The 21,601-nt window shown below is 35.1% G+C and carries 18 protein-coding genes; 17 read left to right on the top strand and 1 reads right to left on the bottom strand.

The window, feature by feature from the left end; genetic code table 11:
* Positions 1–16 precede the first annotated feature (16 nt).
* The 17 genes from R2800_10745 (at position 17) to R2800_10665 (ending at position 19,501) form a co-directional block, all read left to right on the top strand.
* Positions 17–1,504 (top strand): oligosaccharide flippase family protein, encoded by a 1,488-nt coding sequence (locus tag R2800_10745; protein ID MEZ5017519.1) that lies wholly within the window; start codon positions 17–19, stop codon positions 1,502–1,504.
* A gap of 101 nt (positions 1,505–1,605) precedes the next feature.
* The gene (locus R2800_10740) at positions 1,606–2,430 is read left to right on the top strand and encodes an FkbM family methyltransferase (GenBank protein ID MEZ5017518.1); all 825 of its coding nucleotides are present in this window, start codon (positions 1,606–1,608) and stop codon (positions 2,428–2,430) included.
* 2 nt (positions 2,431–2,432) lie between these two features.
* Positions 2,433–3,044 (top strand): hypothetical protein, encoded by a 612-nt coding sequence (locus R2800_10735; GenBank protein MEZ5017517.1) that lies wholly within the window; start codon positions 2,433–2,435, stop codon positions 3,042–3,044.
* Positions 3,044–4,780, top strand: coding sequence for a hypothetical protein (locus tag R2800_10730; GenBank protein MEZ5017516.1), 1,737 nt, complete (start codon positions 3,044–3,046; stop codon positions 4,778–4,780). Before R2800_10735 ends, R2800_10730 begins: the two co-directional genes overlap by 1 nt.
* A 14-nt stretch (positions 4,781–4,794) precedes the next feature.
* On the top strand, positions 4,795–5,994 hold the full coding sequence (locus R2800_10725; protein MEZ5017515.1) for a glycosyltransferase family 4 protein: 1,200 nt from the start codon (positions 4,795–4,797) through the stop codon (positions 5,992–5,994).
* Positions 5,987–7,576, top strand: a complete 1,590-nt coding sequence (locus tag R2800_10720; protein ID MEZ5017514.1) for a glycosyltransferase — start codon at positions 5,987–5,989, stop codon at positions 7,574–7,576. Before R2800_10725 ends, R2800_10720 begins: the two co-directional genes overlap by 8 nt.
* A complete protein-coding gene (locus R2800_10715; protein ID MEZ5017513.1) occupies positions 7,576–8,694 on the top strand; it encodes a glycosyltransferase family 4 protein in 1,119 nt (372 codons plus the stop codon). Before R2800_10720 ends, R2800_10715 begins: the two co-directional genes overlap by 1 nt.
* On the top strand, positions 8,691–9,809 hold the full coding sequence (locus R2800_10710; GenBank protein MEZ5017512.1) for a glycosyltransferase: 1,119 nt from the start codon (positions 8,691–8,693) through the stop codon (positions 9,807–9,809). Before R2800_10715 ends, R2800_10710 begins: the two co-directional genes overlap by 4 nt.
* Positions 9,810–9,814: 5 nt before the next feature.
* A complete protein-coding gene (locus R2800_10705) occupies positions 9,815–11,227 on the top strand; it encodes an O-antigen ligase family protein (GenBank protein MEZ5017511.1) in 1,413 nt (470 codons plus the stop codon).
* On the top strand, positions 11,220–12,242 hold the full coding sequence (locus tag R2800_10700) for a glycosyltransferase family 4 protein (protein ID MEZ5017510.1): 1,023 nt from the start codon (positions 11,220–11,222) through the stop codon (positions 12,240–12,242). The genes R2800_10705 and R2800_10700 overlap by 8 nt, the downstream gene beginning before the upstream one ends.
* Positions 12,242–13,642, top strand: a complete 1,401-nt coding sequence (locus R2800_10695; GenBank protein ID MEZ5017509.1) for a hypothetical protein — start codon at positions 12,242–12,244, stop codon at positions 13,640–13,642. The genes R2800_10700 and R2800_10695 overlap by 1 nt, the downstream gene beginning before the upstream one ends.
* Positions 13,642–14,715 carry a UDP-N-acetylglucosamine 2-epimerase (non-hydrolyzing) gene (wecB, locus tag R2800_10690; protein MEZ5017508.1) on the top strand — a complete coding sequence of 358 codons (1,074 nt, stop codon included), beginning with the start codon at positions 13,642–13,644 and terminating at the stop codon, positions 14,713–14,715. The genes R2800_10695 and wecB overlap by 1 nt, the downstream gene beginning before the upstream one ends.
* 4 nt (positions 14,716–14,719) lie before the next feature.
* Positions 14,720–15,946: a glycosyltransferase family 4 protein gene (locus tag R2800_10685; protein ID MEZ5017507.1), complete on the top strand. Its 1,227-nt coding sequence runs from the start codon at positions 14,720–14,722 to the stop codon at positions 15,944–15,946.
* Positions 15,946–16,653, top strand: a complete 708-nt coding sequence (locus R2800_10680; protein MEZ5017506.1) for a methyltransferase domain-containing protein — start codon at positions 15,946–15,948, stop codon at positions 16,651–16,653. Before R2800_10685 ends, R2800_10680 begins: the two co-directional genes overlap by 1 nt.
* A 22-nt stretch (positions 16,654–16,675) precedes the next feature.
* Positions 16,676–17,692 carry a Gfo/Idh/MocA family oxidoreductase gene (locus tag R2800_10675; GenBank protein ID MEZ5017505.1) on the top strand — a complete coding sequence of 339 codons (1,017 nt, stop codon included), beginning with the start codon at positions 16,676–16,678 and terminating at the stop codon, positions 17,690–17,692.
* Between the two features lie 4 nt (positions 17,693–17,696).
* Positions 17,697–18,911 carry a DegT/DnrJ/EryC1/StrS family aminotransferase gene (locus R2800_10670; protein MEZ5017504.1) on the top strand — a complete coding sequence of 405 codons (1,215 nt, stop codon included), beginning with the start codon at positions 17,697–17,699 and terminating at the stop codon, positions 18,909–18,911.
* Positions 18,908–19,501 (top strand): sugar transferase, encoded by a 594-nt coding sequence (locus tag R2800_10665; protein MEZ5017503.1) that lies wholly within the window; start codon positions 18,908–18,910, stop codon positions 19,499–19,501. Before R2800_10670 ends, R2800_10665 begins: the two co-directional genes overlap by 4 nt.
* A gap of 32 nt (positions 19,502–19,533) precedes the next feature.
* Here R2800_10665 and R2800_10660 read toward each other — a convergent pair whose 3' ends face one another.
* Positions 19,534–21,465 carry a nucleoside-diphosphate sugar epimerase/dehydratase gene (locus tag R2800_10660; GenBank protein ID MEZ5017502.1) on the bottom strand — a complete coding sequence of 644 codons (1,932 nt, stop codon included), beginning with the start codon at positions 21,463–21,465 and terminating at the stop codon, positions 19,534–19,536.
* Positions 21,466–21,601: the final 136 nt, after the last annotated feature.

Below are 21,601 nucleotides of genomic sequence, written 5' to 3'. Positions count from 1 at the left end.
AGGTCTCTCATATTAAATGAGTGTAGGTAAGAGCGCAAGTCAAGGTTTTGTAAGCTTTTTCATTAGAAATATGCTTGACAAGATTTTGGGAATGGTAGCAATGGTTATTCTTGCTAGAAAGCTTACGCCATATGATTTTGGTCTTGTAAGTATTACCGAAGTTTTACTTTGGGTTATTACCGCTTTTGGTACTGCAGGAGTAGCAGAGTTTCTGCTTGCATACAGAAAGAAGGATACAAGAAAAATATTTAAAGCTGCATTCTGGTTCAATTTTGCTATTACGATAGCTATAATAGTTGTCTTTCTCGGTGCAGCACCCTTTTGGGCAGATTATCAAGGAGATGACCGGATCATTACGATAAGTTTTATTAGTGCTGCTATTTTCTTTTTTGCACAGTTGCAGGTTATACCTAAAACTCTATTAACTAAAAATCTTGAGTATCAAAAACAGGTTAAAATCCAAACTCCATTTATTATTCTGGTACAATTTAGTAAGATAGGAGCGGTATATGCAGGTTTAGGAGTTTATAGTCTTATTATACCGTCATTATTCTTTCAGCCGATACTAACATTTTTCTTGTATAGAGGTGCACGGCTTAATCCCGGATTAAAATTATATACTGAGCGTTGGAGAGAGATATTTGCTTTTACGAAACATTTGATAGGAGCCAATCTCTTAGCAAGAATTGCGGATGAAGGTGATAAGATAATACTAAGTACATTTTTAGGACTTGAAACACTAGGAGTGTATAACATAGCTATGCAACTAGCCAATTTATTTATTTCTCCTTTTGTAATGATATCAAACAATGTACTGGCTTCTGTATTACCAAGGTTTGTCGATGATAATAATAAGTTCTACCACAATTATATGAGCTTCCTAAAAGCATTCATATTTGTGGTTTTCCCTTTATTGGCCATGATGGTGGTTTCTGCTAAACCTATAATACTTACACTTTACGGCACTAAATGGTTAGCTGCTGTAATACCATTACAAATACTATTGATATATACAGCAACACGAACAGCTACTAGTTCTTTTGGAGTGTTGATGAGTACACTTCATCTTACTAGGAAAACATTTAATATGAACCTTATTTATACACCAATTCATATTGTAGGAGCTTTGATTGGAGGTAGTTTTGGGATGATAGGTATTGCAATTTCAATGGTAATAGTCAAAACACTATTCACAATAGTTCCTGTAAAATACATATCTACTGCTTTAGAAATACCATTTAGCAAATGGTTTAGAGATATAGCACCTTATTGGCTATCGGTTGTGTTTATAGCTGTAGGGTTTCTAATAGTAGGAAGTATAGTCCCTTTAGGATTTGATATACATCCGTTTGCTAATGTTTGTATATTAAGTGCTGCTTTTATAGGTCTTTATTATTTAGTAGTTCGTGTGTTTCTTGTTAAGGAGCTTTATATAATTTCTTCATTTTTAGGACACACTGTGCCTAAAGCTAGAAGGTACTTTAATGTACTATTTGGATTGTAACGGAGAGGTACTACCAGTCAGAAAACTATTCTATTAGTGACTAGGGTTCCATCGACTGTTTATTAATATTAAAAACTATTGGTTTTAAAAATCGATAAAAAATGAAGCTAAGAAAAGTATTATCAGTATATAAACACAGGTATTTCCCCTCAGTACCCAAAACGCATAAAGTACAGCTATTGGGTAAAGAGTTTGTTGTATTGCAAGGGACAATTCGTTCAGAGGATAAGGATGACGCATGGTATTTTGCATTGGTGAAAAATCATAATAGAATTTTTGATCTTGGTGCAAATATTGGCTATACGTCAATTTTAGCATCATTTTTCGATAGCGATAAAGTAGTTGTATTAGCGGACCCTAACCCTGATGCCTTAGCAATGGCGTCAGGTAATTTAATAAGAAATGGGTTGTCAATAAATAAACAGTTTGTTCCTGCTTTTGTATCGGATAAGTGCGGTGAGAAAGTAAAGTTTTATACTGTAGGCATAGGTGAAGCTGGTAGTATGTTTGCTAGTGCTGCAGAATCTGCAAGACTTACAAATTCATTTTATTTAGTAGATACGCTTACTGTTGATGAGATCGTAAAACGCACTTCTGTACAGCCAGACTTTATCAAAGTTGATGTAGAAGGAGCTGAGCACCTAGTGCTTAATGGTGCAGTAGAGCTAGCAAAAGAGAGACAGACAACATTTTTTGTAGAAATGCATGCTGTTCCTGAATTGACAATGGAGCAAAATGCTACGCATGTTTTAAATTGGTGTGCTGCCAATAATTATAAGGCATACTATTTAAAAGAACACCAGCATATAACAGAAGCAAAAACTATTGCCCATCGTGGCAAATGTCACCTATTACTTATACCAGATGAAAAGGCATACCCTGAATATTTAACAGAAATACAAGAAGGTGGCAAATTGACGCTATAATAATGAGTAAAATAAAAGTACTATTTACATTGCCTTCTTTTCATACAGAAGCAAATAACATGGAGGTCCTTGCCCTTGTTGAGGGGTTAGATAAGGCAATTTATGAGCCATGGTTGGCAGTTGAAAAAGGTGGGGGTGATTTTTTTGATAAGGTTATAAAAATGGGATACCCAATAATGGTAGAACCATTTACAATACGGAGCAATGGCTTGGTCGATGCTTACATTAAGTCAAAAAAGATGTCGTTAGAGTTTAAGAAACATGGGTTTGATATTTGGAATTCCTTTAGTGAGTCATCAGACTTTTCAGAAGCTTTGATAGCAAAAGCTGCAGGAGCAAAATATGTATATGTAAAGAAAAACATGAATTGGGGGCACAGGTCTTGGAGAATAAAGAGTTTTCTTTCAAAAGCAATTGTTGCTAGAAATAAAACAATGTTTGAAAATTATTTTGCTACGAAAAAGTTAAGGAAGAAAACTTTTTTAATAAAAGCACCACAAATCAATGAGATTAATGCTCTAAAAGAAGTGGATGTAGAGGAGAGTAATAAGCAAACACCCGAATTAGAAGTTGCAGCTTTTGCAGACTTGTACTCAAAAATGTTGAAGAGTTAATGAATGCTTTCAATGATATATGGTTTGGTGTAGGGAGTGAACATAAACCCAGATTTGTAAGAGGGGGTAATTCAGATTGGCATGAAAGGTCATTTGGTAAAATGACTTATTGGGAAAGTTATCCATTAGATTCTGAAAAAAATCCTTTTGTTTCTTCGTATGAAGATGATAACTATAGACTTATTTTACTTGGCCAGCTGTATGAAGACTTAACTGTTGGTAAACTTTTCAATAGGTGTATAAGGTACATAGAGGATAGTCAAAGATTTATCGACCCTGCAGGGCACTATATCATATTTGTTCTTGATAAGAAGAAGGGACAGTTGCATGTATTTACAAATCGTTTTGGGACTTATCAAGCATATTTTTTGTCTGAAGGAATGGGTAGTGCAATAGCAACCCCTTTTATAAGTTTGGCAAAGCAGTCAAAAGATAAAGCTTTGGATTGGGAGGGCGTGACCAGTTTTTTGGGTCAAGGTTTTTTCGCTAATAATAATACCTTTCTTAAAAAGATAAAAATCTTAGAACCCTCCTCGCATTATTTATTTGGTAACGATTTACAAAAAATTTCTCATAGAAGATATTGGCAGTGGGAGCATAATATAGTAGACCAGAGGTTAAACGACGCTGTTGAATCTGTTCATGAAAGTTTACTTAATTCTATTACAACAGCAACTCGAAACCAGAGGGTAGCATTGCCTATTTCAGGAGGGTTAGATTCAAGAACACTCTTGGGTGTGTTGACAGAAAAAGAACAAGAGTATAATTCACTATGGAGTTATTCTTATGGATATAGTAAAAGGTCTATTGAAACTAGAATTGCACAGAAATTGGCACGAGTAAAAAACATCTCATTTAATGGATATAAACTACCAAATTACCTATTTGATAGGATAGATGTAATCGCAGAGTCTGTTGATCTGTTTCAGTATATAGATGGTACGAGACAAGCGTCAATGATTGATATATTGAAGGAAAAATCAGATGTTGTAATCGGAGGACATTGGGGTGATGTATGGTTTGATAATATGGGTGTAGATAATGAGGAGGAATTGTTGCCATACTATCAAAAAAAAATTATAAAGAAAGGATCTCAGTGGCTACTAGAAAATATATGTAAAGACCATGTTCTTCAGCCTGAAGAATTATTGAAAGACAACTTCAATTCCTTTATGTCTAAATATGAACACATTAAGGACGTTGATTTTAGAATGAAAATTTTTAAGACCGATCAATGGTCATTTAGATGGACTTTGCCTAGTATAAGAATGTATCAAGCTGGTTCAATGCCAATATTGCCATTTTATGATAAGAATGTAGCATATACTCTTACTAGTGTGCCAACAAAACAATTAGCAGGTAGAAGTTTTCAAATAGAATATATAAAGGCAAAATACCCTGACTTAGCAAAAGTAAGATGGCAAGAGTATGGTACTAATTTATACTTGTATAAAAAGATAAATAACAGAAATCTTATTTATCGTGGGTTAAAGAAAGGGCAGAGAATGATTACTCCTGGCAAGCATATTATCAGAAACTGGGAGCTTTTCTATTTAAACTCAAATGGTAGAAAGGAATTAGAGAGTATATTTTTTGATGATAAATTTAAGGATGTGTTGCCCCATCATAAAATTAATAGGTTACTTAATGAATTTTATTTAACCCCAAACTCGTCTAATGGCTACACAATTTCAATGTTGCATACCTTTCTTCAGTTTTTAAAAAGAATTTTATAAAAAATATGAGGGTGTTGTCAGTTATAATATCTTTCCCAGAAAATATAATTGTAGTAGGCAGAATATATTCTTTTTTTAAAAAAAAGGAATATAGATATAAGGTGTTTTGTTGGAATTCAAAAGAGGAATCTTGGTTGTTTTGGGGTAAGGAGCTTAATAGAAGCTATAAAAAGAATGTTACTGTGTCAGCTCTTTCAAATGTTAAATCTATTAAGCTTTTAGGAGAGCTTGTTTCATTAATAAAGTTTGCTACTACTAATAGCAAACTATTTTTTAGGCATAAAACTTATTATAAAGGAAAAGGAATTAAGAAATATATTGTTGCTTTATTAGACGACTATAAACTAATGGCATTAAAGCCTGAAGTATTACATTTCGAATTTGGAACATTAGGAGTTAAAAAGATTTATTTAAAAGAAATACTAAACTGTAAAGTAATAGTAAGCTTCAGAGGATATGATTTAAATTACTACAAGCTATCTGATGATAGCATTTATAGTGAAGTTTGGAGTAAAGCTGATGGCTTTCATTTCTTAGGGGAAGATTTATATAAAAGAGCAAAAAAGAGAGGATTTGATAGCCAAAATAAAATAGTACATTTTATACCTCCAGCTGTTCGTCCAGAAGTATTTAGTAGAAGTGTTCCGTTAGAATTAGAAAAAAGAGTTAGACCTATATCAGTAATAAGTGTTGGTAGGTTAGTTTGGAAAAAGGGAATAGAATATGGACTACTGGCATTCAAAAAGTATCTTGATAAAGGAGGGGAGGGAACTTATCATATTGTAGGTATTGGTCCGGCTTATGAAGAAGTGGAATTTTTTATACATGAATTAGGTTTGGTTGATAAAGTGATAATGCATGGAAAATTAATGCCGGAAGAAACTAAGATATGTTTAGATAGTGCAGATGTGTTTTTTCATCCATCTATATCAGAAGGCTTTTGCAATGCAGTTATAGAAGCTCAATCCATGGAAATTCCTGTCGTAGCTACAGATGCTGATGGGCTAGCAGAAAATATTGAGAATAATGTTACGGGCTTTTTAGTAAAAAAGTGGGATACAGAAGATATGTCAGATAAATTATTAGAATTATATAGGAATCCTGAGTTGAGATACAAGTTTGGCAAGAGTGGTAGGCAAAGAGTATTAGAGAAGTTTACAGTTGAGAAACAAGTTCTTGCATTTGACAAACTATATAAAGAAGTATATGCCTAATAATATTGACTTAGCATATTTTTATAAGCCAGGTGATACTTTGCCTGATTGGACGCTTGGGCAAAAAAGGGCTATAAGTTTACCGTTAAAGCACACTAAGTTTACTATAGATTGTCTACTGGAATATACTGAGTCTGATTGGATCTTATTTTGGGATTATAGTTTGGGCGAACCAGATGTTGTTTTGTTAAAAGAACTGGCGGATAGTAATGTTGATGTTTGGCATGGAGGTTTGAAGTTGGGTACTGAAGGTAGCCCACAAATTCTAAACTATGTAATGCCTTCTTGGATATATACACTTGATGGAAGTGATAAAGTAACGCACACCAACTTTAGGTTGTCATTAAGGGCCTGCCTTATAAAGACTAAAACGCTCAAAGCATTAAAAGGTCTACCATCTATATACCAGTCTTTGGAGATGACAGGTATAGCTTTAGGTTATGAATTGTTGAGGAAAGGTGGGATGATACGTTATCATTCAGATTTGATAAAGACAAGTATTGATAGGTTTGAAAACATTAGTGATGTGGATCAATGGGTTTTTCTTAATAGATTTTTTCCTAGAAAGTGGCAGCTATGGACCATTATAAATAAGAAAGGGTTAATAAGCAATTGTAGAATTTGGTTAAAGACGAGAAAAATAAATCGACTTGTTTGTAAGCCGGAAATTCATAGTTCTTTAAAGAAAAAATCTATTGTAGAGAATAAGGGTGTATCCGTATTGGCTCCGACACTAGATAGATATAGCTATTTATTGAACGAATTAGAAGAACTAAGTATACAAACTATTTTACCTCTGGAGGTTTTAGTTACAGATCAAACAAGTGAAGAACAAAGAGTTCTAGTAGATGTTGAAAAATATACTGATATAAACGTAAAAATTTTTCCTCAGACAGAAAAGGGGCAATGTGTGGCATGGAATAAACTACTTGTTGAGGCTAAAGGGGAGTATGTTTTATTTCTTGGTGATGATGCAGATGGTATCAAGCCAGATTTTATTGAAAAATTATTGCAAACGGCACAGTATTTTAATTGTGATATGGTTGCTTCGAATGTATATGAGTGTGGGGCTGGTGAACCTAATGTAAATCATAACTATTACTTGACAGATACTTTCCCCATAACATTGATAAAAAGAAAGCTAGTTGTAGATGCTGGCAATATGGATATGTTCTTTAATAGAAATATCCGTGCTGATTTTGACTTGTCAATAAGGTGTCACCTAAAAGGGGCTTTTATGGTATTTGATCCGTCAGCTATGATTGGGCATCATAGAGCACCTATGGGAGGACTAAGAGCTCATAAAGCAAGGGTTGTAACTAACCATATGGCAAAAAACATGCTTACTAAAATTGCGGATCCAACATCCTCAGAGCTCTTTTTGATTAAAAAGTACTTCTCACCTCTACAGTTTAAAATGTATGTAAGAATGAAGTATTTCAATCAAATGATAATAAACGGGAATGTTATTAAGAAGTCACTTAGACTTATGGTCATGCTTTTAAAAAGCCCTGTTATTTACAAGACGTACAAATCAAGATTAAAAGAAGCATTGACTGAATTGAATAAAAGAAGCAATTAGTGTCTAAAAAATTTCTGATTATTAGTTCTGAATTTCCTCCTGGTCCTGGTGGTATAGGAAGACATGCGTATTCGTTAGCTAAATCATTGGTATATCATAATGTATCTGTACATGTGGTTTCTCACTTTGATCATGCAAGTGAGGAGGAAGTATCACATTTTATAAAGAATATAGACGAAGGTATTACGCTTCATCCCATAAGCAGGAAGGGTGCTAAAACTTATTTTGATAGAATCAGAAAAGTGTTGAACCTAACTAAGAAAATAGGTTTTGATAAAGTAATTATTACAGGTTCTTTCCCTATATGGCTAGGGTATATGTTGAAGAAAAAATTCGGAAATAATATAGTAGTTGAAGGGTTTGTGCATGGAACAGAGATAAATCCGGAAGAAAAAACTAAAAGATTACTTACTCATACAAGTTTAGCTGCATTAGATAAAATTTGGGCAGTGTCAACATTCACAAAAAGTCTGCTTCCACAAAAAGTATTGGATAATAATGATGTAGATGTAATGCCAAATGGGTTAGATCTATTGGATTGGAATTATGATGAAGAAAAGCTGAAGCCGTTTGATGACTGGAAAGGCTATCCTAAAATTTTGACTGTTGGAAGTATCACCCCAAGAAAAGGGCAGCATCAGGTAATAAAAGCATTGCCAAAATTAATAGAAAAATACCCTGACATACAATATCATATGGTAGGCGTTCCAGCCAATAAAGATGCGATTATTGAATTGGCAGAAAAACTAAACGTACTAGATCATATTACAATACATGGTAGAATGCAACATCATGAAGATCTAATTAGGTCTTATCTATCAGCGGATGTATTTATTATGTTAAGTGAGAAACAAGATAATGGAGATGTTGAAGGTTTTGGTATTGCAATACTTGAAGCTAATATAATGGGACTAGCAGCTATTGGTAGTAATGATTCTGGTATAGTAGATGCTATTGATGATGGTAAAAACGGCTTTTTAGTAGATGGGGCAAATGCCAATGAAATACTAACAGCAATAGACAAGGTGCTGAATTATGACAAAGCGATTTTGACGGCTAACTGTAAAGCGTGGGCATTAAAGCATGATTGGAATAAACTTTCCGAAGAGCTATTATGAGATTGCTAATAATATCACATACTAGTCACTTTTATGATGAAAATGGGCAGATTGTAGGTTGGGGTCCTACAATTAGAGAAATGGACTATTTAGCAGAGCGCTTTGGAGAAGTGGTGCATGTAGCTTGTTTACATAAAAATGTAAAAGCACCTGCAAGTTCAGTTCCTTATGGTAATAAAAATGTGAGGTATGTTCCTATCCCTTCATATGGGGGTGAGAATATTAAAGAAAAGATTAGTATAATAACCAATGCTTTTACAATACTAAAAACTATAGCAAAAGAGCTAAAACATGCAGATGTGTTCCAATTTAGAGCACCTACTGCAATGGGTATGTATGTAATCCCTTATTTGTCTATTTTCAGCAACAAAAAAGGTTGGTATAAATATGCAGGTAATTGGGTAAGGGAAGTTCAACCTTTTTCTTACACATTTCAGAGATCTTGGTTATTAAAAAGACAAAAAAGAAAAATTACTATAAATGGCTCATGGGAAAACCAGCCATCTAAATGCCTAAGTTTTGAAAATCCTTGTCTTGATAATGAGGATAGAAAATTGGGTAGTATTGTTGTACAATCAAAAGTGTATGCCAAGCCTTTAGTCTTATGTTTTGTAGGAAGGTTAGATAAAGAAAAAGGAGTATATAATATGCTAGATGCTATAAAAAGGCATCCAGACAAAAGTAGTTTTGTTCGTTTAGATATAGTAGGTGATAGTGCAGAAAAAGCTGAAATGGAAGAATATGCCAAAGATGTTGGTCTGCCAATAATATTTCATGGGGCTTTGCCAAGAGCAGAAGTTTTTGAGATATATAAACAATCTCATTTATTATTACTTCCTAGTCAGTCAGAAGGGTTTCCTAAAGTTGTGGCAGAGGCCGCAAACTTTGGATGTATACCTGTAGTGTCTGATGTGTCTAGTATAGGTCAATATGTGAAACAAGATAATGGCTTCTTATGGGAATCTAATAAGCAGTCTTTTGAGGATTTCTTCATTGCATTAGATTTTGATAATGAGGAAATATTAAAAGAGAAGGCGAAAAAAACACATGAAATGGCAGGACTCTTTACTTTTGAAAGGTACTTAGATAAGTTAGAAAAAGAAGTTATAGGATAGAAGTAATGGCAAAACTGAGTTTAAATAGCAAATACGCATATGGACTGAGCCTTCCACAAGGGCTAATACTGTTAGTAATAGGTCTTGTGTGTGCGTTGTTTCCTGTTTTAACTACACTAATAATCGTTGGCATACTATTGTTTACTGTATATGCGTTTTTAAAACAGCGTATAGATTGGATATGGTATGCTATAGCAGCATCTCCGTTTTTTGAGGTTTGGGGACGGATGTCGAGAGCCCCTGGTGTGCCTGACGAAATAGGAAAGTATTTTCTGCTGTTAGCTATGTTGCTTATCTTCTTACATAATAGCACAAAAGGAGCATACCAGCCGCTACATAAGGCTGGTATAGCTATAGTTTTAATGATTATTCCTAGTCTAATAGTTGCTACATCTGTATTCAACTTAGACCAGTGGATATTCAATGCATTAGGTATTCTTGAGTTAGGGCTGTTATTAATGTTAATATCAAAAGAAAGGTGGACAGTAGAAAGGTTTTGTAAAACATTGCAGTTTGGTATTCTTCCTATATTCTTTATACTGGTTTTTCTAACGTTTAAAACCCCAACTTATGACAATGTTGATTTCCAATTGGGAGCCAATTCTGCTGCTTCTGGGGGGTTTGGTAGTAATCAAGTTTCTACAATTTTAGGTTTAGGAATAGTATATGCGGTACTTCTTGTTATCCTGAAACGCCCTATATTTTCCGTAAAGTTGGTTAATTATTTTTTGATAGGTTTTCTCTTGTTTAGAGGATTGTTGACATTCTCAAGAGGTGGTATGGTAGGGGCTGCATTAGCTGTATTTATTGCACTGATACCGTCATTATTTGCTAGTTCTAAAGCCTTTTTTAGATACTCTTTGATGGCATTAGGTATTGGGGTATTAGGTACTGTTATTTTTATTCAGGCAAATAAAATATCCGGCAATATGTTATTGTTGAGGTATGAAGGGGAAACAAAAGAAACTTTATCAGGTGCTAAGGACAAGACATTAAATAAGATTACTTCGGGACGTTATAATGTGTTTATAGCGGATTGGAAAATATTTATGGACAACTTCTTGTTTGGAGTTGGCCCTGGTGTGGCCAAAGCAGAACGTGCTAAATATGCTGAAGTTCATGAAGCTACAGCTGCACATACTGAATATACAAGATTGTTGAGCGAACATGGTTTTGGAGGAGCAATAGTTTGCTTTATATTATCCTTGTTCCCGCTATACTGGGTGCCAAAGCAGAGAGTAAAAGTATGGCGAGGTATTAGTGCAGCGTTGTTTACTATTTCTGTGTTGACAAGTATGCATGCTGCAATGCGTACCAATACAACCACTGTTTGCTATGCCCTTGCTGCTATTCCTTTGTTTGTGAAAAGTAGCAACATTAAAAAGAAAACTACTGTAGAAATTCCAACCGTTGAGTAGAAAGAGAGTTTTAATAGTTGGGTTTTTCCCGGATCCTAATAAAAACCCTATAACGCAAGCAGGCGAATTAGCTAAAGTCTTAAAACAGAATGGCTACGAAGTCTGTACTGTTTCTAAGCACAGAAATAAGTATTTACGTATTGTAGATATTATTTTATACATGCTACTTAGAGCAAGCAGTTATGATGTAGCTGTTGTGCAATTTTATTCAGGTAATAGTTTTATATGGCAATATTTCGCGGGTAATATTGCAAAGTTTCTTGGTAAGAAATTAGTCTTTACAGTGCATGGAGGTAGTGTTCCTGATAGGATAAAGGCACTTCCTAAAAGATACCTGCCATTGTTAAAGAAAGCGGATGTTATTACTTGTCCATCACCATTTATTATTAGTAAGCTAAAGGAGTTTGGGATTGATGCACAACTTGTAGAAAATTCCATACCATTAGAGTATTACACTTTTACAAGTAAAACAATAATAAGACCTCATATTTTTTGGATGCGCTCTTTTGCTTCTATATATAATCCTGCAATGGCAGTAAGGGTGGTAAAAGAATTAAAGAAAGATTTCCCTGAGGTGAAATTATATATGGGCGGACCTGATCAGGGAAGTTTGGAGGAAATAAAAATACTTATAGAAAAAGAACAAGTAGCAGAAAATATAGAAATTCTAGGCTTTGTTGATATGAAGATGAAGCATAAGTATAGTGAAGAAGCAGATGTATATATATGCACCAATAAGGTTGATAATGCGCCAGTCACATTTTTAGAAATGTGGGCGATGGGACTGCCAATTATTAGTGCTAATGTGGGTGGTATACCTTATTTGGTAAAAGATGGAGAGGATGCAATACTGGTACCTGATGATGATCATATTGCAATGGCAGCAAATATAAGGGAGGTTATAAGCAATGAGGCTCTTTCTGGTGAACTTATCAGAAATGGAAGGGAAAGAGTGAAAAGATATAGCGAGCAGGAAGTGTACAATAAATGGGATAAACTATTGACGATACTTTAATGGGAATAAAAGAGAAAATATATCAGTTTGTTCCTGTTGGGATACAGCATGCTCTTGTGAGCTTGTATGGATGGCAATGGAAGAAGAGGAGGTTTGGTGGTATTTTTGAAGAAGAGCTAAAAGGGTATAAAGAGCGAGAATCGTTTTCTCGAATACAGTGGGAAGAATACAATGTGTTGCAGTTAAGAAAAATGCTGTTACACGCCTTTAATACTGTACCATTTTATAAAGAGAAATGGTCAAGCTTGGGAATTACTGCAAAACAATTGGCAGTAATGGAGCCTTCAACACTTAAACAGTTACCTTTTTTAGAAAAAGATGAGTTGAGGAAGTATGGTAAGACAACACTTTTGTCAAGTGAACGAGAGAAAGGCGGTAATTTTTTTGCTTCCAGCGGTAGTACAGGTACACCTACAAGCATTATGTTTTCACACCCCATGCATCAAAGGTGGAGTGCTGCATATGAAGCACGTGTTAGGCACTGGGCTGGTGTAGATAGATATATGTCTAGAGGTATGATAGGGGGGCGTAGAATACTGCCTGATAGCCAAGCCAAGCCACCATATTACAGGTACAACTACTTTGAAAAGCAGGCCTATTTTTCTGCATATCATATTGCTCCTGATACTGCCTCAGATTATTTGGAGGCAATAAAGAAGCGTAAAATAGACTATATGGTAGGCTATGCTATGAGTAACTTCTTTTTGGCAAGGTTTATAAAAGAACAAGGCCTAAAAGCCCCTCAATTGAAAGCCGTTATTACTTCAAGTGAAAAGCTAACACAAGAAATGAGAGATACCTTTGAAGAGGTATATGGGTGTAAAACCTTTGACGGGTATAGTGGTGTAGAAGCATGTGGTTTAATAACAGAATGTGAACATGGAGGCTTGCATATTAGCCCAGAGGTTGGATTGTTTGAAATAATTAATGAACATGGTAATGAAGTGGCGCCAGGAGAAATGGGAGAGGTAGTATGTACAGGATTCATTAATTATGATCAGCCTTTGATTCGATATAGGATAGGGGACTATGTAATTAAATCGGATAAAAAATGCACTTGTGGTAGAGAGATGCCTATGGTACAGGAAATAGTAGGCAGGTTTGAAGATGTAGTAATAGGTAAAGATGGTAGGGAAATGGTTCGCTTTCATGGTATTTTCATCGATATTGACAATATCATACAAGGGCAAGTAATACAAGAAGACTTAGGTCACATGACACTTAATGTAGCTGTATCAAACCCTTTAAGCATAGAAGATATAGCCTTGTTAGAGTCGCGAGTTTTTTCTCAGTTAGGCAATATAAATGTGGAGATAGTGGAGATGGATGAGATTCCCAAAGGTGCCAATGGCAAGTTCAGGGCAGTAATATCAAAAGTAAAAAGACAAAAAGCTCAATAATGAAAGTCTTAACAGTAGTAGGAGCAAGACCTCAATTTGTAAAAGCAGCAGCTGTATCAAGAGCAATACAAGCTTCAGGAAAAATAAAAGAGATCATAGTGCATACAGGGCAGCATTTTGATGCTAATATGTCTGATGTTTTTTTTGAGGAAATGGAAATCCCCAAGCCTGACTATAACTTAAATATTCATGGCCTATCTCATGGTGCCATGACCGGACAAATGTTGGAGAAGCTGGAAGAAGTGATGTTGAAAGAAAAACCTGATAAAGTAATGGTTTATGGCGATACAAATTCAACATTAGCGGGAGCAGTTGCCGCATCAAAGATCCACATCCCGGTAGCGCATGTAGAGGCAGGGCTAAGAAGCTTTAACATGAGGATGCCAGAAGAGGTGAATAGGATATTAACTGATCGTATTAGTAGCCAACTATTTTGTCCTACAGATACTGCTATAGAAAATTTGAAAAAAGAAGGGTTTGAAAACTATGATTGCGAGATCATAAGAACAGGAGATGTAATGAATGATGCCGCTCTTTTTTATGCAGAAAAAGCTAAAGAAAAGTCAACAGTTATTAGCGATTTAAAACTAAAGGATGAACAGTATCTTTTAGTAACAATACATCGTGCAGAGAATACCGATGATTTAAGTAGGTTAAAAGGTATTGTAGCTGCACTAAATGAGCTCTCGAAAGAATACAAAATTGTTGTGCCGGTACACCCGCGTACTAGAAAGATAATAGCGCAGAATGGTTTAGAGCTTAATTGTATTACAATAGATCCTGTAGGATATTTTGATATGATAGAGTTGATCCGTAATGCAAATATGATATTGACAGATAGTGGTGGATTACAAAAGGAGGCCTACTTTTTTGAGAAATATTGCATTACAATGAGGGATCAGACAGAGTGGACAGAATTAGTGACTAATGGTTTTAATACGATCGTAGGTGCGGACACGGAAAAGATTATTGCAGCCGTAATGGCAAATATCAATAAGCCATTTAAAACAGGTACATCTTTGTATGGTGGAGGTGATGCTTCGGAAATGATTTGTAAACATTTATTATCCTAAGGCAGTGGCTAGCATTCTTATTCTTACACAATACTACCCGCCCGAAACAGGTGCTCCTCAAAACAGATTGAGTAGCTTGGCTAAGCATTTAAAACAGCAGGGCATGAACGTGACCGTGCTTACGGCAATGCCGAACTACCCTAAAATGGAAGTATATCCTGAATATAAAGGTAGATGGTATGTAAAAGATGAGTTAGATGGTATTACAGTACATCGTTCTTGGATATATGTGAAGAAAAGCAAGAAGATAATGGCTAGGTTAATGAATTATTTTTCATTTGTCCTTAGTGCTATGATAGTTGGGCTTTTTAGAGTGAAGAAACATGATATCATTATTTGTGAGTCTCCGCCTCTTTTTCTTGGTAAAACTGCATTAGTTCTTAAATGGCTTAAAGGGTCTAAACTAGTGTTTAATGTTTCTGACTTATGGCCAGAGAGTGCGGAGAAACTAGGCATAATTAATAATAAGCAGCTGTTAAAGATATCTACTTGGTTAGAAGAATACTTGTATAAGAAGTCTGCGATGGTAAGTGGACAAACACAAGGGATTGTTAGTAATATAAAAGAACGCTTCCCTACTAAAAAGATGTTTTGGTTGCGTAATGGCGTAGACTTGGCACAGTTCAATGCAGAAAGGGTAACATATGACTGGAGGGCAAAGCACAATTTTAAACCTACTGACTTTATTGGTGTGTATGGTGGAGTGTTAGGTCACGCACAGAATTTAGAGGTGATATTAGAAGCAGCAAATATTACCAAAGAGCACAAAGATATATTTTATGTAATTGCAGGAGATGGTCCAGAAAGAGAGATGCTGCATAAAATGAAGGATGACTTGCAGCTAGATAATGTGCTCTTTTTAGGTAATCAACCTTCTACAGAGATGCCTAATATCGTTAGTGCTAGTAATGCAGCTATAGTGCCATTGAAGAATATAGAATTATTCAAAGGGGCAATACCTTCTAAGATATTTGAGTACCTGATATTTCAAAAGCCGTTATTATTAGGTGTGGATGGGGAGGCAAGGCAACTCTTTATAGATGAAGGTAAATGCGGGTTATTTTTTACTCCTGAGAATGCTCAAGAATTGGCTAAGAATGTAGTAAAATTGCACACTGATAGAAATATGTCTAAAGAGCTAGGTGAGAATGGAGAGTCGTACGTAAGAGCAAAATTTAATAGGTCGAAAATAGCCGAAGAGTTTAAAACAGCATTAGATAGTATACTTTAATGAATAAGCTAAATATACCTGTTGCCGAAATAATAGAATGGGATATACTCAACTGGTCTCAAATAATACCTGAGTGGACTCCTATAGTAGAAAAATTACCTAGAGATGGCAAAGTGCTGGCTGTGGGTGAACGTGATGGAGGGTTGAGTTTATGGTTAGCATTGTTGGGGTTTAATGTTACGTGTACTGATAGAATAGGGCCAACTGAAGATGCAGGAAAGCTACATAAAAAATATGGTGTGGCAGATAAGGTTACTTATGATGAGTTAGACATTGTGAATTGTGATTGGGAAGGGGAACAATATGATTTGATTGTAATTAAGTCTGTATTAGGTGGTGTGATGGCTGTCTATGGTGATCACGATAGTAGAAATTTTGATGTTCAAAAGAAAGCAGTTAATAATATGCATCATTTATTAAAACCTGGGGGCATACTATTATCTGTAGAAAATATGAAGGGCAATCTATTATTACACCAGTTAAGAAAAATGAAAGGAAAGGATAAGGGATGGCATCATTTTTCTTGGCAGGAGATACAAGAGCTTTATGGCTCTTACAGTGATGTGAAAACCAAATCTTTTGGGGTTTTACCTACTTTATTTGGGAATAATATAGTTAATAGAATTGCTTTCTTTTTAAATAAATACATACTTAATATACTGCCACCATCAACAAAGTATGTGGCAATAACAACCGCTAAAAAATAGTTCTGAATAATAATATACTAACATGGAGAATAAAGTAAAGTTTGCTGTTGTCGGCTGTGGCCATATCGGTAAAAGACATGCAGAAATGATTCGTGGTAACGAAGAGTGCGAATTAGTAGCACTTGTGGATACGAATACTGGTATAAAAGAAGCTATAGAAAAAGAATACAACAAGCCATTTTTTAGTTCTATAGAAGAGCTATTGGCATCAGATGTTGAATTTGATGTAGTAAATATTGCCACTCCTAATGGAGTACACGCAGAGCAGGCTTTAAAGTCCTTAGAGACAGGGCATCATATTGTTGTAGAGAAGCCAATGGGCTTGAGTAAGAAAAACTGTGAAGAGTTAATATATAAAGGGCTACATCATTCTAAACATATATTCTGTGTGATGCAGAACCGCTATTCTCCTCCATCTGAGTGGTTGAAAGAAGTAGTCACATCAGGTAAACTGGGTGATATTTATATGGTGCAGGTAAACTGTTATTGGAACCGTGATGACAGATACTATAAACCAGGTTCATGGCATGGAGATGGTAAATTGGATGGAGGTACCTTATTCACTCAGTTTAGTCACTTTATAGATTTGATGTATTGGGTGTTCGGAGATATAGAAGATATCCAAGCCACATTTGATAATCACAGTCATGGTGATACGATTGATTTTGAAGACTCTGGTTTTGTAAACTTCAGATTCACAAACGGAGGAATGGGATGTATGAACTATTCAACTTCGGTTTGGGATAAGAACCTAGAGAGTAGTATGACGGTTATAGGCTCTAAGGGTAGTATAAAAGTAGGCGGTCAGTATATGGATAAGGTAGAATATTGCCATATCAAGGATTATGAAATGCCTGAATTAAAGCAAACAAATCCTCCTAATGATTATGGTCCATATAAAGGTAGTGCTGCTAACCACCATTATGTGATTGAGAATGTTGTGAACGTGTTGAAGGGCAGGTCAAGTATAACCACTAATGCATTGGAAGGTCTTAAAGTAGTTGATATTATTGAGCGTATATATGCTCTTAAAAAATAAAAAAATGAACATCCCATTTTCACCGCCATTTATTGACGAAGATGTAATAAAAGAAGTAACGGAGTCTCTTAACTCAGGTTGGATAACAACAGGGCCAAAAGTAAAGGCCTTGGAAGAGTTGAGTGCAAAAGTATCAGGAGTGTCTCATGCAGCTTGCGTCAATTCTTGGACGTCGGGTGCTATCTTGGTTCTTAAATGGTTAGGTATAGGTGAGGGTGATGAAGTAATTGTACCAGCGTATACTTATTCTGCAACAGCATTGGCAGTTATGCACCGAGGAGCAAAGCCTGTAATGGTAGATGTTTTGGATGATTTTACAGTATCTCCTGAAGAAATACGCAAAGCAATAACACCTAAGACCAAAGCCATACTTGCTGTTGATATAGCAGGGTGGCCATGCGACTATGGTGCTATAAGTCAAGTATTAAGTAGTAATACTGTAAAAACTCAATTTGTAGCATCAAACGAGGTACAGGAAAAATTTGGCAGACCAGCTTTAATAGCGGATGCAGCTCACTCAATGGGAGCGACATATAATGGCCAGCCAGCTGCAAAAGCTTCTGATATTACTATATACTCCTTACATGCTGTGAAGAATGTTACTACTGCAGAAGGAGGTATTGTTTGTTTAGATTTACCCACCCCTTTTGATAATGGTGAGGTGTATAAATGGATGCGGCTAAACTCTCTGAACGGTCAAACAAAAGATGCTTTTACAAAATCTCAAGGTGGCAGTTGGAAGTATGATATAGTAACAGATGGTTTGAAAATCAATATGCCAGATGTATGTGCAGCTATAGGTTTAGCACAACTAAGAAAATATCAAGACTTATTATTACCAGAAAGAGAAAGAGTGTTTAATCATTACGCTGCCTTTTTTGGTAAACATGACTGGGCGGTAGTTCCACCGTCAGTTAGTGATAATAGAAAATCGTCTTTTCATTTATATCCACTAAGAATAAATGATATTAGTGAGGTAGAAAGAGATGAGATAATACAAAAACTGGCCGATGTTGGAGTGGCAGCCAATGTACATTTTGTGCCAATGCCACTATTAACTCTTTTTAAAGAAAAAGGCTATTCTATAGATAATTACCCGCAAGCATATAAAAACTATGCTTGTGAAATTTCACTTCCAATATATCCTCAGCTTACTAATGAGCAGCTTGAGTATATTGAAACTAAAGTTGCTGAAGCATATCGGGAAGTAAAATCATGACAAGACTATTTGATATAATATTGTCTCTTATAGGAATAATTATCCTCAGCCCTCTTTTTATAGTATTAGGTTTTTGGATAATTGTAGATTCTAAAGGACCTATTTTTTATAGGCAAGTTAGGATTGGTAGATATGGGAAAGAGTTTTTTCTTTTAAAATTCCGTTCAATGCATGTTGATGCGGATAAAAAGGGTTTGCTTACAGTTGGGGGAAGAGATCCTAGAATCACAAAGTCGGGTTATTACCTTCGTAAGTTCAAGCTTGATGAACTACCTCAATTGTTTAATGTGCTTTCAGGAGAAATGAGTGTAGTAGGCCCAAGACCTGAAGTGAAAAAATATGTGGACCTATATACCGATGAGCAGAGAAAAGTATTAAATGTACGTCCTGGAATAACTGATATAGCATCAATAGAATTCAGTAACGAGAACGAAATACTGGAGCAACAAGATAACCCTGAACAGTATTATATCGATCATATAATGCCTGAAAAACTCCGATTGAATCTTAGATATATCCTTTCTCCTACAATCGGAAACTACCTTCTAATAATATTCCTTACTGCAAAAAAAATAGTTACCTCTAAGTAGGAAGTAACTATTGATATTTTTGTAGGTATTCCTTATTTCTTTTTGGTATTAATTTTAGCGTCAGCATAAGTTTTATTAGTACTAGTATATTCTGGTACTAGGTCTTTTATCATTCCTACTGTTTCTAAAGTATAGTGCTGACGAGCGCTATTGATTAGTTTTTCAACTCTTTCTTTTACAATATTGAAATCATATTCTGCTACGTTTGCTATCATTATCTTGTCATGATAAGTTGGCATTACGTTTTCAGAATTGTTGAGTAATTCTTCGTATAGTTTTTCTCCTGGTCTTAGTCCTGTGTATACTATTTTGATGTCAATATCAGGTTCTTTACCTGCTAATCTTATGATCTTTTTAGCAAGGTCAACAATTTTCACAGGCTCTCCCATATCAAAAACAAATATCTCACTACCCTGTCCCATTACACCAGCCTCAATAACTAATTGACATGCTTCAGGGATTGTCATGAAATATCTAGTAATCTCAGGGTGAGTAACCGTTATAGGTCCTCCAGCATCTAGCTGCTTCTTAAATCGAGGTATAACAGAGCCATTAGATCCTAATACATTACCAAAGCGTGTGGTAACAAATTTTGTTGGAGGGTGGTTACCACTAAGACCTTTTTCATAATCCTTAACTTGCTCTTTATAATAGCTTTGAGTAAAAATCTCAGCAATTCTTTTAGAAGCCCCCATTATGTTTGTAGGGTTAACCGCTTTGTCCGTTGAAACCATTACAAATTTCTCTACTCCATTTGCCTGAGACAGCTCAACCAAATTTTTAGTACCACTTACATTGTTTAAAACGGCAATTGATGGATTGTCTTCCATTAAAGGAACGTGCTTATATGCTGCAGCGTGGAACACCACTTCTGGGTTATAAATTTCAAACAAGTGTTCCATCCTCACCCTATCACAGATGTCACCTATATACGCTTTAATAGTAGCATTTTTATGCGACTCTTTGATTTCAAGGTATAACTCATGCATCGGTGTTTCCGCCTTGTCACATAATATGATCAGTGAAGGTTTATATTTGATAAGTTGACGAACAAGTTCACTACCAATTGAACCTGCAGCACCAGTAACTAGTATTTTCTTATCCTTTAGCTCAAAGTGTATCTTATCATTGTCAATCTTAATTACTTCACGTTCTAGTAATTCTTCAATGTTGATGTCTTTAAGCTGTTCAGCAGCTAGCTTACCATTAAGCCACTGCTGCACTGGAGGTACTTGCTGTACTTTAATACTATACTTTAAGCAGGTCTCAACTAGGTATACTAGCTTGTCTTTTGGAATTTCTCTATTAGCGATTATTAATAACTCAACACCGTCATTTTTTAGCTTTTCAAAGCCACTTTCTTTGGTATTATAAATAGGTATACCTTCCATTAGCTTGTTGCTTTTACTCAACAAGTCGTCTAAGAAGGCAACTACCTGCAAGTCGCTATTAGGAAAGTCATTAATTACTTTCTTTGTTTGGAGGCCATTTTCGCCCGTATCATATACTGCAGCTTTTATTTTATCTTTTTCTACTTGCGCTAGTTGATAGAATTTGAAACTATATCGTACAAGAAGCCTATAAGTAATTAATACAAAATTAGTAATGAAGAAATTTATTACAACGACAGAAGTAGGAAAAAGATTAATGCCTTCTGAAGAATGGTTGACTATAAAATTTATCGAAAAATAGAATACTGCAGCAATAGAGTTAACTATTAATAGCCGAAAGGTATCTTCAATATTTGTGTATCTAATAATACCCGCATAGCTTTTCAGCATATAAAAAAGCAATGCATTCAATACTAATGTAATACCAAGTATTAGTGAGATATTATAATTAGAGACCTCTTGTAGGTTGAAATTAAATCGTAAGATGAAAGAAAAGAATATGCTTAACTCTATATAAAATAGGTCGAGTGTGAAAATAATCCAACGAGGTAATATTCTTATCTTATATTGCATAATACATATAGTAGCGCTTTATGTGTAATACCTTGAATATCTACAGTATTAAAGCGCAGTTTTATTATACCCCTTTCCTTACGACTACAAAAGTAATAAACACAACAGATTTTTTGCGATAAATTATTATTACTTA

The sequence above is a fragment of the Flavipsychrobacter sp. genome (assembly GCA_041392855.1).
Taxonomy (GTDB): Bacteria; Bacteroidota; Bacteroidia; order Chitinophagales; family Chitinophagaceae; genus UBA5543.
The sequence above is the reverse complement of the archived record's forward strand: the minus strand, read 5'-3'. Positions and strand labels throughout refer to the sequence as shown.